Below are 12,420 nucleotides of genomic sequence, written 5' to 3'. Positions count from 1 at the left end.
AAGAAGCCCGCATCATACCCGATGCATCTACTGCAAGAAATGCTGCGCCAGCAGATTGATGGCGCCGCCGCCGACGATCAGCCAGACAAAAACCATCAGCCCCAGCAGCAGCGGTTTCACGCCTGCCTGACGCAGCGCGCCGAAGCGCGTGGTGAGGCCGAGCGCCGCCATCGCCATCGCCAGCAGCAGGTTGGCGGCCTGATTAATATCGGCGACCCAGGCGGCCGGCAGCAGATGCAGCGAGTTGAACAGCGCCACGCCGATAAAACCGAGCGCGAACCAGGGAAACGCGATGCCCTGGCGCGGCGATTGCTGCGGCGCGCGGCGCAGCCAGCCGCTCAGGCAGAGCAGAAACGGCGCCAGCATCATGACGCGCAGCATTTTCGCGATCACCGCGCTGTTCTCCGCCTCCGGGCCGATTGCATGACCGGCCGCCACTACCTGCGCCACCTCATGGATGGTCGAGCCGGTAAAGATGCCGAACTGCGCGACGCTCAGCTGAGGGAAAGAGTGTTGCGCCACCAGCCAGAGCGGGGGATAGATCAGGATCGCGAGGGTGCCGAACAGCACCACGGTCGCCACCGCCACCGCCACTTTCGTCGGCGACGCTTTTACCACCGGCTCGGTGGCGAGCACCGCTGCCGCGCCGCAGATGCTGCTGCCCGCGCCGATCAGCCAGACCGTTTCGCGGTCAAGCTTCAGCAGCTTTACGCCCAGCAGACAGGTAATAAAGAAGGTTGAGCTCAGCGTCAGCACGTCGATCAGCACGCCGCTCGCGCCGACGTCGGCGATCTGCTGCAGCGTAATGCGAAAACCGAACAGAATAACGCCGAGGCGCAACAGCTTCTGCTTCGCCAGCAGCACGCCCGCGTCGCAGTGCGGGGCGAGAGAAGGGTAAAGCGTGTTGCCGACCAGAATGCCGAGCATAATCGCCAGCGTCAGCGCACCGAGGCCCAGACCGGCGATCTCCGGGCGCTGCGCCAGCCAGGCCGCACCGCCGGCAATCGCAGCGGTCAGCAGCAGGCCGGGAAAACGGTGTTGAATAAAAAAGGGAAGTCGGGGAAAAGTCAGCTCTGCCATAATCTGCTCCTTGTGTCAGGCAAAGCATGCGCCGCGCTGGCTTAAAAGTGAAATTGATAATATATTTATAATTAACCAGATAAAACGATAAGGCCGAAAGATGTTATTTGGACGTTTGCGCCGCTGGGCCGCCCTGATTAAAAAAGATGTGCTGACGCTGTGGTTCGCCTGTCGCGACCCGCGCACTCCATGGTGGTTCAAGCTGCTGGCGTTTGGGCTGGTGGCCTATGCGCTCAGCCCCATCGATCTGATCCCCGATTTCATCCCCATCGTCGGCCTGCTCGACGATGCGATTATCATTCCGCTTGGCGTGCTGATCCTGCTGCGTCTGCTGCCGCGCGACGTCCGTATCGGCAGCGCGGAGCGCGCCGAAGTGCAGCGCGCGCGTGGCAAAAAAGTGGTCAGCGGCTTCGGCCTGTTTCTGATGGTGCTGATCTGGCTGGGAGTGCTGTACTACCTTGTCCAGCGCTACGCGATGTAAGGAAAATCCATGCATATCACGCTGCGACAGATAGAAGTCTTTACCGAAGTGCTGAAAAGCGGCTCGACCACACAGGCCTCGCAGGTGCTGGCGCTCTCGCAGTCGGCGGTGAGTGCGGCGCTGGCGGATCTGGAAGGCCAGCTTGGCGTGCAGCTATTCGATCGCGTCGGCAAGCGGCTGGTGCTCAACGAACACGGCCGTTTGCTCTATCCGCGCGCCATTGGCCTGCTGGAGCAGGCGGGCGAAATCGAACAGCTGTTCAAAGAGGACAACGGCGCGATCCGCATCTACGCCAGCAGCACCATCGGCAATTACCTGCTGCCGGGCATGATAGCCGCCTATCGCCGCGACTTTCCCGGCCTGCCGCTGGAGCTGAGCGTCGGCAACAGCCAGGATGTGATTAACGCGGTGGCCGATTTTCGCGTCGACGTCGGCCTGATCGAAGGGCCGTGCCATATGACCGAGCTGGTAAGCGATGCCTGGCTGGAGGATGAGCTGGTGGTCTTCGCCGCGCCCGATGCGGAGATCCTGCGCCAGCCGGTGACGCTGGAAAGCCTCGGGAACGCGCCCTGGATCCTGCGCGAGCACGGCTCCGGCACGCGCGAAATCGTCGACTATCTGCTGCTCTCGCACCTGCCCGCGTTTCAACTGGGCATGGAGCTGGGCAATTCCGAGGCGATCAAGCATGCGGTGCGGCACAATATGGGCATCAGCTGCCTGTCGCGGCGCGTGATCGCCGATCTGCTGGAGGCGGGCACCTTAGTGGAGCTGACGATTCCGCTGCCGCGGCTGACGCGTACCCTGTACCGCATCCATCATCGTCAGAAGCACCTTTCCAGAGCGCTTGACCGCTTTCTCTCCTACTGCCGCGAGTAGCCGCAAGAGGTTTTTGCTTATAATTCAGCGGCGATCATGAAGGTAACTAATAACACGGCGTCAATGCTATACAGAGCAGGGTGAATTGCTACAATCGCGCCTCATTTTTAGCGAGCCTAGTGTTTACACATGCATAACGACACAAATACAACACAACAACCTGCGTTACGACGCGAGTTAAAGGCGCGTCACCTGACGATGATCGCCATCGGCGGATCGATCGGCACCGGCCTGTTCGTGGCCTCCGGCGCCACCATCTCCCAGGCGGGACCGGGCGGCGCGCTGCTCTCCTACGCGCTGATTGGCCTGATGGTCTACTTTCTGATGACCAGCCTCGGCGAGCTGGCAGCCTTTATGCCGGTTTCCGGCTCCTTCGCCACCTACGGCGCAAAGTATGTGGAAGAGGGCTTTGGTTTCGCCCTCGGCTGGAACTACTGGTACAACTGGGCGGTGACCATCGCCGTGGATCTCGTCGCCTCGCAGCTGGTGATGAACTACTGGTTTCCCGATACGCCGGGCTGGATCTGGAGCGCGCTGTTCCTCTGCCTGATGTTCCTGCTTAACGTTATTTCGGTCAAAGGCTTTGGCGAAGCGGAGTACTGGTTCTCGCTGATCAAGGTGGCGACCGTGATTATCTTTATCGTGGTCGGCGTACTGATGATCGTGGGCATCCTGCGCGGCGGCGAGCATGCTGGCTGGCATAACTGGCAGGTCGGCGACGCGCCGTTCGCCGGCGGATTCGCCGCGATGATCGGCGTGGCGATGATTGTCGGCTTCTCTTTCCAGGGCACCGAACTGATCGGCATCGCGGCGGGCGAATCAGAAGATCCGGCGAAAAACATTCCGCGCGCGGTGCGCCAGGTGTTCTGGCGTATTCTGCTGTTTTATATCTTCGCGATTCTGATTATCAGCCTGATCCTGCCTTACACCGATCCGCAGCTGCTGCACAACGACGTCACCGACATCAGCGTCAGCCCCTTTACGCTGGTGTTCCAGAACGCGGGACTGCTCTCGGCGGCGGCGGTGATGAACGCGGTGATCCTGACGTCGGTGCTGTCGGCGGGCAACTCCGGCATGTACGCCTCGACGCGCATGCTCTATAACCTGGCAAGCGAAGGCAAAGCGCCGCGCATTTTCGCCCGGCTGTCGAAAGGCGGCGTGCCGCGCAACGCGCTGCTGGCGACCACCGTCGTGGCGGGCCTCTGCTTCCTGACCTCGAAGTTCGGCAATCAGGAAGTTTATCTCTGGCTGCTCAATACCTCGGGCATGACCGGTTTTATCGCCTGGCTGGGTATCGCCATTAGCCACTATCGCTTCCGTCGCGGCTATATCAAGCAGGGCCATAGTCTGGACGACCTGCCGTACCGCTCGGGCTTTTTCCCGCTCGGCCCGATTTTCGCCTTCGTGCTCTGTCTGATCATCACCCTGGGCCAGAACTACCAGGCGTTCCTCAACGACAGCATCGACTGGTACGGCGTCGCCGCTACCTATATCGGCCTGCCGCTGTTTTTGCTGATCTGGATGGGCTATAAGCTGACGCGCGGCACCCGCTTCGTGAAGTACAGCGAGATGGAATTCCCGACGCATAAAGAGTGAGGTTAACCTTCACCATCACAGTAAGCGCGGCCTGGCCGCGCTTTTTTCGTTAAGGTGCCGTTTTGTTTAGGTTGAAGAATTGATAATTATTATCATCTGCTCTATTGTGGCAGCGTTTTCGACCGAACCCTTAAAACAGGCTTTTTATGACGGACTCAACTCTGCCCGCGCAGGGCGCTATGGGCCGCTATCATCAGGTATTGCGCCGCCGCATGCTGATGATCGCCGTGCTGGTGCTGGCGATTATCGCCTCGCTGGTGCTGGACTTTACCCTTGGCCCGGCCGGCCTCTCGCTGCCGACTCTCTGGCAATCGCTGCTCCATCCCGCCACGGTTGACGCCGGCACGCGCGTCATCGTCTGGGATATTCGTTTGCCCTACGCGCTGATGGCGGTCGTGGTCGGCTTTTGCCTCGGACTGGCGGGCGCCGAGATGCAAACCATCCTCAATAACCCGCTGGCCAGTCCCTTTACCCTCGGCGTCTCTTCGGCGGCGGCGTTCGGCGCGGCGCTGGCGATTATTCTCGGCATCGGCATTCCCGGCGTGCCGGATCAGTGGCTGATCTCTGCCAACGCCTTTGTGTTCGCGCTGTTCGCCGCGCTGATGCTCGACGGCGTCACGCGCTGGACGCGAGTCTCCACCTCGGGCGTGGTGCTGTTCGGCATCGCGCTGGTGTTCACCTTTAACGCGCTGGTGTCGATGATGCAGTTTATCGCCAGCGAAGATACCCTGCAGGGGCTGGTGTTCTGGACCATGGGCAGCCTGGCGCGCGCCTCCTGGGAGAAGCTCGGCGTGCTGAGCGCGGCCTTCGCGCTGCTGCTGCCGTTCTCGCTGCTCAGCAGCTGGAAGCTGACCGCGCTGCGCCTCGGCGAAGATCGCGCCGTCAGCTTCGGCATCGACGTGCGCCGCCTGCGCCTGGCGACGCTGCTGCGCATCAGTATTCTCTCCGCGCTGGCGGTCGCCTTTGTCGGGCCGATCGGCTTTATCGGGCTGGTAGCGCCGCATATCGCCCGCATGATCTTCGGCGAAGATCACCGCTACTATCTGCCCGCCAGCGCCCTGACAGGCGCCCTGGTGCTCTCGATGGCGTCGGTCGCCTCCAAGAACCTTATTCCCGGCGTGATTATTCCGGTTGGCATCGTCACCTCGCTGGTCGGCGTGCCGTTCTTCCTGAGTATTATTCTGCGCCATCGGGGGAATGTATGACTCAGGGTCTGACGTTAAAACATTTCACCGCGGGCTATCCCAAACGCAAGGTCATTGAGGATCTCAGCGTGGGGCTGCTGCCGCGCGGCCAGATCACCGTGCTGCTGGGGCCGAACGGCTGCGGCAAGTCGACGCTGCTGCGCGCGCTGGCCGGGCTGAACAAAGGGCAGGGCGAGCTGTGGCTGAACGGCGAAGAGCTGATGCAGCAGCCGTTCGCGCGCCGCGCCCAGCGCGTGGTTTATCTGCCGCAGACGCTGCCGGCGGGCGTGCATCTGCACGTGCTGGAGTCGATTATCGTGGCGCAGCGCGCCTCCGGCGGTTTGCATAACGCCGCCAGCGAAGCGGAAGTGATGTATCTGCTGGAGCAGCTCGGCATTTCGCATCTGGCGATGCGCTATCTCGATCAGCTTTCAGGCGGGCAGAAACAGCTGGTCGGTCTGGCGCAGTCGCTGATCCGTCGCCCGGAGCTGCTGCTGCTGGATGAGCCGCTGAGCGCGCTGGACCTGAACTATCAGTTTCACGTGATGGATCTGGTGCGGCGCGAAACCGCTCAGCGCAATATCGTCACCGTGGTGGTGGTGCACGATATCAATATCGCCTTACGGCATGCGCACCATGCGCTGATGCTGAAAGAAGGTGCATTGATAGCGGACGGCGTGCCGGAGCAGGTGATTACGCCGGAGACGCTGGCGCAGGTGTACGGCGTGAAAGGGCGTATCGAACACTGTTCGCAGGGAATGCCGCAGGTGATGATCGACGGGCTGGTCGGCGCGGAACTGGTTTAAGAAAAAGGGCCGCATCGCGGCCCTGAACGACCTACACCAGCAAGTGCTGCGCATGGAAGCGCAGATGATCCTCGACGAAGGTCGCAATAAAGTAGTAGCTGTGGTCATAGCCCGGCTGCACGCGCAGCGTCAGCGGAAACCCAACCTCTTTCGCCACCACATCCAGCCGCTCCGGCTGCAGCTGATCCGCCAGGAACTGATCGCTGTCGCCCTGATCGATCAGGATCGGCAAGCGCGACTGCACCTCGCGCATCAGCGCGCAGCTGTCGTATTCGCGCCAGGCCGCGCGATCCTCGCCCAGATAGGTGCTGAACGCTTTCTGCCCCCAGGGCACCTCGCCCGGATTGACGATAGGCGCAAAGGCCGACGCCGACGCAAAGCGGTTGCCGAGACGCAGCGCCAGCATCAGCGCGCCGTGGCCGCCCATCGAATGCCCCATAATCGACTGCCGCTCGCTGATGTTGAAGTTGTCGGCGACCAGCGCCGGCAGCTCCTGACTCAGGTAGTCGAACATGCGAAAGTGCGCCGACCAGGGCGCCTGGGTCGCGTTAAGGTAAAACCCCGCGCCCTGGCCGAGATCGTACGCCTCGTCGTTGGCGACCGCCTCGCCGCGCGGGCTGGTGTCCGGCATAATCAGCACCAGGCCCAGCTCCGCCGCGACGCGCTGCGCGCCGGCTTTGGTGCTGAAGTTCTCATCCGTGCAGGTCAGGCCTGCCAGAAACCACACCGCAGGCGGCGGCGTGTCGCCTTTCGGACTGGGCAAAAAAATGCTGAAGGTCATCGGGCAGTTAAGCGCGACTGACTGATGCCGCCAGCGTTGCTGCCAGCCGCCGAACATCCGGTGTTCTTCCAGCAGTTCCAGCGTGGATGCCATATCGCCTCCCGATTACTTGTTAAAGTGCACCACCGAACGGATCGATTTCCCTTCATGCATCAGATCGAAGGCGTCGTTGATCTCTTCCAGCGGCATGGTGTGGGTAATAAAGTCATTCAGGGCGAATTTGCCGTCCAGATAATCCTGTACGATACCCGGCAGCTGCGAGCGGCCCTTCACGCCGCCGAAGGCGGAACCGCGCCAGACGCGACCGGTCACCAGCTGGAACGGACGGGTTGAGATCTCTTCGCCCGCGCCAGCCACGCCGATAATCACCGATTCGCCCCAGCCTTTATGACAGCATTCCAGCGCGGAACGCATCACGTTGACGTTGCCGATGCACTCAAAGGAGAAATCGACGCCGCCGTCGGTCATCTCGACGATGACTTCCTGAATCGGCTTCTCATGATCTTTCGGGTTCACCAGGTCGGTAGCGCCCAGCTTGCGCGCCAGGTCGAATTTGCTGGTGTTGATGTCGATAGCAATGATGCGTCCCGCTTTTGCCATCTTCGCGCCGATAATCGCCGACAGTCCGATGCCGCCGAGGCCGAAAATCGCCACGGTATCGCCTTCTTTCACTTTGGCGGTATTCATTACCGCGCCCATGCCGGTGGTCACGCCGCAGCCCAGCAGACAAACTTCTTCCAGCGGCGCCTCTTTGCTGATTTTCGCCAGCGAAATTTCCGGCACCACGGTGTACTCGGAGAAGGTTGAGGTGCCCATGTAATGGAAAATCGGCTTGCCGTCTTTAAAGAAACGCGTGGTGCCATCTGGCATCAGGCCTTTGCCCTGGGTGGCGCGGATCGCCTGGCAGAGGTTGGTTTTGCCCGACAGGCAGAATTTGCACTTGCCGCACTCTGGGGTGTACAGCGGGATCACGTGATCGCCGACTTCAACGCTGGTCACGCCTTCGCCGACCGCTTCTACCACGCCGCCGCCTTCATGACCGAGGATGGCCGGGAATACGCCTTCCGGATCTTTGCCCGACAGGGTATAGGCATCGGTATGGCATACGCCGGTAGCAACGATGCGCACCAGCACTTCGCCTTTCTGCGGCGGCATCAAATCCACTTCTTCGATTTTCAGCGGTTCGCCAGCAGCCCAGGCAACGGCGGCGCGGGTTTTAATCATGTTCATGCAATCCCTCTTGCGGTCAGATAGGGACGCGCCGGTCTGGACGCGTCCGTGAGTCGTGATATCAATAAAAATAGCGCGTAATCGGCAATTACTCTGCCAGCTGCAGCGGATGCAGCAGCTGGTCGTCCTGCGGCCGGTCGTCGAACATATCAATAATCAAATATTTCAGCGCTTCGACGTTGGGGGTAAAGGCGTCGCGACGCCACATTAGCCAGGTGGCGGTGTCGCGATACGCCGCCGGCAGCTGATGCGCCTGCACGCGGGCGCGCTCAGGCATCTGCTTCAGCACCGATTCGGGGATCATCGCCACGCCTGCGCCGCCCGCCACGCAGGCCATCATCGCGTGGTAGGACTGGATCTCCATTACGCTGCCAGGGGCGACGCCGCTGTCGCGATACCAGGCTTCCAGCTTCACGCGATAGGAGCAGCTGTTGCGAAACGCGAACAGGGTGTCGTTTTGCGCGTCGCGCGCGCTCTCCACCGGCGCATGATCCAGGCTGGTGATCAGCGTCAGGGTTTCGCGAAAGGCGATGCAGCCGTTGAGATCGTCATAAGGCGCGGGGCCGTCAACCAGCGCGGCGGCCAGCGTGCCTTCACGCACCTTGTCGATAATCTCGCCGGATGTGCTGGTGATCAGCGACAGCGCTACCTTCGGGAAGCGCTGATGATAGGCCGCCAGCAGGCCGGGCAGACGCGTCGCCGCGGTGCTCTCCATCGAGCCGAGCGCGAAGTTGCCGGCCGGTTCGCCCGCGCGCGCCATGCTCAGCGCCTCGTCGCTCAGCGCCAGGATGCGCTGCGCATAATTAAGGAAGTTGTGGCCCATCGGCGACAGACGAATGCGCTGTTTCTCGCGTATAAACAGATCGACGCCCATCTCCTCTTCCAGCTGGCGCAGCCGCGTGGTGAGGTTGGATGGAACGCGATGGAGTTGTTCCGCGGCACGCGCCAGCGAACCGGTTTCGGCCACGGAACAGAACATGCGTAGCTGGACAAGATCCATATATTCTCTTCCCGTAAACAACTTGATGTGAATTATTCAGTTTTCGTGAGTTTAATAAGCTGGCATGTTATAAGCAAGCACTAATAAAACCCAGGAGTAGGGATATGGCTTTTCGCGTGGCGCTCAGCGCCTTTCTGGCGCTGGTGGTGGTGATGGGCATCGGACGTTTCGCCTTTACGCCGCAGGTGCCGCTAATGATCCACGACGGCCAGCTGACGCTGACCAGCGCCAGTCTGGTGGCGGCGCTCAACTATCTCGGCTATCTGTGCGGATCTTTTGACGCGATGCGCGCGCGACGGCGCGTCGAGCTGCGCCTGCAGCTGGGCGTCTGGGGCGCGGTGATCCTGACGCTGCTCTCCGCCTGCGTCAGCGGCCCCTGGCTGCACGGCGCGGTGCGCTTTTTAATCGGCTGGGCGAGCGGCGTGGCGCTGGTGCTGGTGGCGGCCTGGAGCAGCGAGCAGCTGCATCACTACGGTCGGCCCAGCCTGTCGGCGGCGGTGTTCGCCGGGCCGGGCGCGGGCATTTTCATCAGCGGCCTGCTGGCGGTGCAGCTGCATGCGTCGCAGGCGTCCGCTTCGCTGGCGTGGGCTGCCTACGGCCTGCTGGCGCTGCTGATTATCGCCGCTATCGCGCGCAATTTGCCGCGCCGCGTCGGCGAGCTGCATCGTCCCGATCAGACGCCGGATCCGCTGGTGCTGACCGCTGATCTGCGGCGGCTGGTGCTGAGCTACAGCCTGGCGGGCTTCGGCTATATCCTGCCCGCCACCTTTCTGTCGCAGATGGCGGCGGCGCGCTTTCCCGACGGCGCTTTCGCCCAGTTCGTCTGGCCGATTTTCGGCGGCGCGGCGATAGTCGGCATCGCGCTAGGGATTGCGACGCGCGGCCTCGCCAGCAATAACCGGCGGCTCGCTTTCGTGCTCTGGGCGCAGGCGCTGGGCGTTGCGGCGGCGGCGGCGCTGCCCGGCTTTAGCGGCCTGCTGCTCGGCGCGCTGCTGGTGGGCGGCGGCTTCCTCTGCGTGGTGCAGCTGGCGCTGGCCTATGCGCGCGAGCTGGCGCCGCAGCACACGCGCTATATGGCGGGGCTGCTGACCACCGGCTACGCCGTCGGGCAGCTGGTGGGGCCGGTGCTGTCGTCGCTCTCGACCGCGCTGCTGCATCGGCTGGAGCCGGCGCTGTGGATTGCCGGACTGGGACTGGCGGCGGCCGGACTGCTGGTATGGCGACGATCGTCGTGAAAAGCTTTCATCGCCGATTGGATTGATTACTGGATTACCCCAGCGGAAAGCTTCACAATACGCGCTCAGAATTGAACCCGCCGGTCTCTCCGGCGGGCGTTACACCTGCGGAGATGAGTACGATGAGCACCCTTAGTCAGGAAGCTATCCTGGTCCACGAAGCGCTGCTGGCGCGAGGCCTGGAAACGCCGTTACGCGCGCCGACGCGTGAAATGGATGATGAAACCCGTAAGCGCCTGATCGCCGGCCACATGACCGAGGTCATGCAGCTGCTGAATCTGGATCTTGAGGATGACAGCCTGATGGAGACGCCGCATCGCATCGCCAAAATGTATGTGGATGAGGTCTTTTCCGGTCTGGATTACGCTAACTTCCCCAAGATCACCGTCATCGAAAACAAGATGAAAGTGGATGAGATGGTGACGGTGCGCGATATCACCCTGACCAGCACCTGCGAGCACCACTTCGTGATTATCGACGGCAAAGCGACCGTGGCCTATATTCCAAAAGAGAAGGTGATCGGCCTGTCGAAGATCAACCGCATCGTGCAGTTCTTCGCCCAGCGCCCGCAGGTGCAGGAGCGTCTGACGCAGCAGGTGCTGGTAGCGCTGCAAACGCTGCTCGGCACCAACAACGTCGCGGTCTCTATCGATGCGGTGCACTACTGCGTGAAAGCGCGCGGGGTGAAAGACGCCACCAGCGCCACCACCACCACCTCGCTGGGCGGCCTGTTTAAGTCGAGCCAGAATACCCGTCAGGAGTTCCTGCGCGCGGTGCGTCATATTTAAAGGTTACCCGCCGCCTTAGCCGCCGCCTGCTATCAGGCGGCGGTGCTTCACGCCAACAGGGATCGCTATGCAACGTTATCATGCGCTGGATTTCATTCGCGGCTGCGCCATCCTCGGCATTTTGTTGCTCAATATCGTCGGCTTCGCCTTACCTTCCGCCGCCTATCTTAATCCCGCCTGGCGCGGCGATCCCGCAACCGACGAGGTCTGGACCTGGGCAGTACTCGACATCCTGGCGCAGCTGAAATTCCTCACCCTGTTCGCGCTGCTGTTTGGCGCGGGCCTGCAGCTTCAGCTGCCGCGCGGCAGCCGCTGGCTGTCGGCGCGCCTGACGCTGCTGGCGCTTATCGGCCTGTTTCACGCCGTGGCGATGTGGGAAGGGGATATCCTGCTCGATTACGCCATTATCGGCCTTATCGTCTGGCGTATGCTGCGCGACGTGCCTTCGACGCGCAGCCTGTTTCATACCGGCGCGCTGCTCTACCTGGTGGGCTGCGGCGTGCTGCTGATCTTCGGCTCCATCTCCGATCCCGAACCGAGCCGCTCGTGGCTGCCCGGCGCGGCCGACCTGGAGTATGAGCGCTTCTGGAAACTGGCCGGCGGCTGGGAAGCGGTGCAGAACCGCCTCGACCATCTCTCCTCCAGCCTGATGGCGCTGGCGGCGCAGTATGGCTGGCAGCTGGCCGGGCTGATGATGATGGGCGCCGCGCTGCTGCGCTGCGGCTGGCTGACCGGCGAGTTTAGCCTGCGCCACTACCGGCGCTGCGCTGCGCTTCTGCTGGCCGTCGGCTATGTCATCGCCCTGTCTGGGGTGGCGTCGCAGTGGATGCTGCACTGGTCGTTTCGCTGGAGCGGCTTCTACCTGCAGGTGCCGCGCGATCTCGCCAGCCCCTTTATCAGTCTCGGCTATGCCGCGCTGATCCTCGGCTACTGGCCGCAGCTGGCGCGCTGGCGCCTCACTTCGGCGATTCAGTGCGTCGGCCGCATGGCGCTGAGCAACTATCTGCTGCAAACGCTGATCTGCACCACGCTGTTCTACCGCTTCGATCTCTTTATGCGTTTCGATCGCCTGCAGCTGCTGGCGTTTGTGCCGGCTGTCTGGCTGGTCAATATTCTCTTCTCGGTGATCTGGCTGCGCTTTTTCCCTCAGGGCCCGCTTGAATGGCTATGGCGTCGCCTGACGCGGCTGGCGGCAGGCAAAACGCCGCATTGCTCCTCATTCAGATAATGATGTTCATCACAAAGGTTACATAATTGTATGTAACCGTTTTCATGAGTGTGACGTGATTCACGCTGCTGCCTCGCCGCGCCTGCCAGAATAGCGCCGGATTACTTCCTGGCGTGATGCCTTTTTTTCCTCTGT

12 protein-coding genes are annotated in these 12,420 nt (G+C 61.9%); 8 read left to right on the top strand and 4 right to left on the bottom strand.

From position 1 onward, the window contains the following. Nucleotides 1-27: 27 nt before the first annotated feature. Complete coding sequence (locus JS46_RS10175) at nt 28-1,080, bottom strand: YeiH family protein (protein WP_033750339.1); 1,053 nt, start codon at nt 1,078-1,080, stop codon at nt 28-30. 100 nt (nt 1,081-1,180) lie between these two features. Between JS46_RS10175 and JS46_RS10170 the strand changes: the two genes are divergently transcribed. The 5 genes from JS46_RS10170 to JS46_RS10150 all read left to right on the top strand — a co-directional run bounded on the left by JS46_RS10170 (nt 1,181) and on the right by JS46_RS10150 (nt 6,023). Then, nucleotides 1,181-1,561, top strand: a complete 381-nt coding sequence (locus JS46_RS10170) for a YkvA family protein (protein ID WP_033750337.1) — start codon at nt 1,181-1,183, stop codon at nt 1,559-1,561. A 9-nt stretch (nt 1,562-1,570) separates the two neighbouring features. Further along, a complete protein-coding gene (gene yieE, locus JS46_RS10165; protein ID WP_033750334.1) occupies nt 1,571-2,437 on the top strand; it encodes a DNA-binding transcriptional regulator YeiE in 867 nt (288 codons plus the stop codon). A 129-nt stretch (nt 2,438-2,566) separates the two neighbouring features. Beyond that, on the top strand, nt 2,567-4,033 hold the full coding sequence (locus tag JS46_RS10160) for an amino acid permease (protein ID WP_033750331.1): 1,467 nt from the start codon (nt 2,567-2,569) through the stop codon (nt 4,031-4,033). Between the two features lie 146 nt (nt 4,034-4,179). Further along, complete coding sequence (locus JS46_RS10155; RefSeq protein WP_033750328.1) at nt 4,180-5,238, top strand: iron ABC transporter permease; 1,059 nt, start codon at nt 4,180-4,182, stop codon at nt 5,236-5,238. Further along, nucleotides 5,235-6,023, top strand: coding sequence for an ABC transporter ATP-binding protein (locus JS46_RS10150; protein WP_033750325.1), 789 nt, complete (start codon nt 5,235-5,237; stop codon nt 6,021-6,023). The genes JS46_RS10155 and JS46_RS10150 overlap by 4 nt, the downstream gene beginning before the upstream one ends. Before the next feature lie 31 nt (nt 6,024-6,054). Here the strand turns inward: JS46_RS10150 and fghA are convergent, their stop codons facing one another. The 3 genes from fghA to JS46_RS10135 all read right to left on the bottom strand — a co-directional run bounded on the left by fghA (nt 6,055) and on the right by JS46_RS10135 (nt 9,034). Beyond that, a complete protein-coding gene (gene fghA, locus JS46_RS10145; protein WP_033750323.1) occupies nt 6,055-6,897 on the bottom strand; it encodes an S-formylglutathione hydrolase in 843 nt (280 codons plus the stop codon). A 12-nt stretch (nt 6,898-6,909) separates the two neighbouring features. Then, a complete protein-coding gene (locus tag JS46_RS10140; protein WP_033750320.1) occupies nt 6,910-8,034 on the bottom strand; it encodes an S-(hydroxymethyl)glutathione dehydrogenase/class III alcohol dehydrogenase in 1,125 nt (374 codons plus the stop codon). Nucleotides 8,035-8,122: 88 nt separating this feature from the next. Further along, nucleotides 8,123-9,034 carry a LysR family transcriptional regulator gene (locus tag JS46_RS10135; protein WP_033750317.1) on the bottom strand — a complete coding sequence of 304 codons (912 nt, stop codon included), beginning with the start codon at nt 9,032-9,034 and terminating at the stop codon, nt 8,123-8,125. 104 nt (nt 9,035-9,138) lie between these two features. Here JS46_RS10135 and JS46_RS10130 point away from each other — a divergent pair, with 104 nt between their 5' ends. The 3 genes from JS46_RS10130 to yeiB all read left to right on the top strand — a co-directional run bounded on the left by JS46_RS10130 (nt 9,139) and on the right by yeiB (nt 12,285). Further along, nucleotides 9,139-10,269 (top strand): YbfB/YjiJ family MFS transporter, encoded by a 1,131-nt coding sequence (locus JS46_RS10130; RefSeq protein WP_033750314.1) that lies wholly within the window; start codon nt 9,139-9,141, stop codon nt 10,267-10,269. A gap of 122 nt (nt 10,270-10,391) precedes the next feature. After that, entirely contained in the window at nt 10,392-11,057 is a 666-nt protein-coding gene (gene folE / locus JS46_RS10125; RefSeq protein ID WP_033750312.1) for a GTP cyclohydrolase I FolE, read from the top strand. Between the two features lie 67 nt (nt 11,058-11,124). After that, complete coding sequence (yeiB, locus tag JS46_RS10120) at nt 11,125-12,285, top strand: DUF418 domain-containing protein YeiB (RefSeq protein WP_033750310.1); 1,161 nt, start codon at nt 11,125-11,127, stop codon at nt 12,283-12,285. Nucleotides 12,286-12,420 lie beyond the last annotated feature (135 nt).

This window comes from Pantoea sp. NGS-ED-1003 (genome assembly GCF_000738765.1).
Classification (GTDB): Bacteria; Pseudomonadota; Gammaproteobacteria; order Enterobacterales; family Enterobacteriaceae; genus Pantoea; species Pantoea septica.
The sequence above is the reverse complement of the archived record's forward strand: the minus strand, read 5'-3'. Positions and strand labels throughout refer to the sequence as shown.

What these genes read in the sequence shown, in the direction of transcription:
- JS46_RS10150 (WP_033750325.1), top strand. Translation starts at nt 5,235, where the DNA reads ATGACTCAGGGTCTGACGTTAAAACATTTCACCGCGGGCTATCCCAAA.
- yeiB (WP_033750310.1), top strand. Translation starts at nt 11,125, where the DNA reads ATGCAACGTTATCATGCGCTGGATTTCATTCGCGGCTGCGCCATCCTC.
- JS46_RS10170 (WP_033750337.1), top strand. Translation starts at nt 1,181, where the DNA reads ATGTTATTTGGACGTTTGCGCCGCTGGGCCGCCCTGATTAAAAAAGAT.
- JS46_RS10160 (WP_033750331.1), top strand. Translation starts at nt 2,567, where the DNA reads ATGCATAACGACACAAATACAACACAACAACCTGCGTTACGACGCGAG.
- JS46_RS10175 (WP_033750339.1), bottom strand. Translation starts at nt 1,080, where the DNA reads ATGGCAGAGCTGACTTTTCCCCGACTTCCCTTTTTTATTCAACACCGT.
- JS46_RS10155 (WP_033750328.1), top strand. Translation starts at nt 4,180, where the DNA reads ATGACGGACTCAACTCTGCCCGCGCAGGGCGCTATGGGCCGCTATCAT.
- JS46_RS10130 (WP_033750314.1), top strand. Translation starts at nt 9,139, where the DNA reads ATGGCTTTTCGCGTGGCGCTCAGCGCCTTTCTGGCGCTGGTGGTGGTG.
- yieE (WP_033750334.1), top strand. Translation starts at nt 1,571, where the DNA reads ATGCATATCACGCTGCGACAGATAGAAGTCTTTACCGAAGTGCTGAAA.
- fghA (WP_033750323.1), bottom strand. Translation starts at nt 6,897, where the DNA reads ATGGCATCCACGCTGGAACTGCTGGAAGAACACCGGATGTTCGGCGGC.
- folE (WP_033750312.1), top strand. Translation starts at nt 10,392, where the DNA reads ATGAGCACCCTTAGTCAGGAAGCTATCCTGGTCCACGAAGCGCTGCTG.
- JS46_RS10135 (WP_033750317.1), bottom strand. Translation starts at nt 9,034, where the DNA reads ATGGATCTTGTCCAGCTACGCATGTTCTGTTCCGTGGCCGAAACCGGT.
- JS46_RS10140 (WP_033750320.1), bottom strand. Translation starts at nt 8,034, where the DNA reads ATGAACATGATTAAAACCCGCGCCGCCGTTGCCTGGGCTGCTGGCGAA.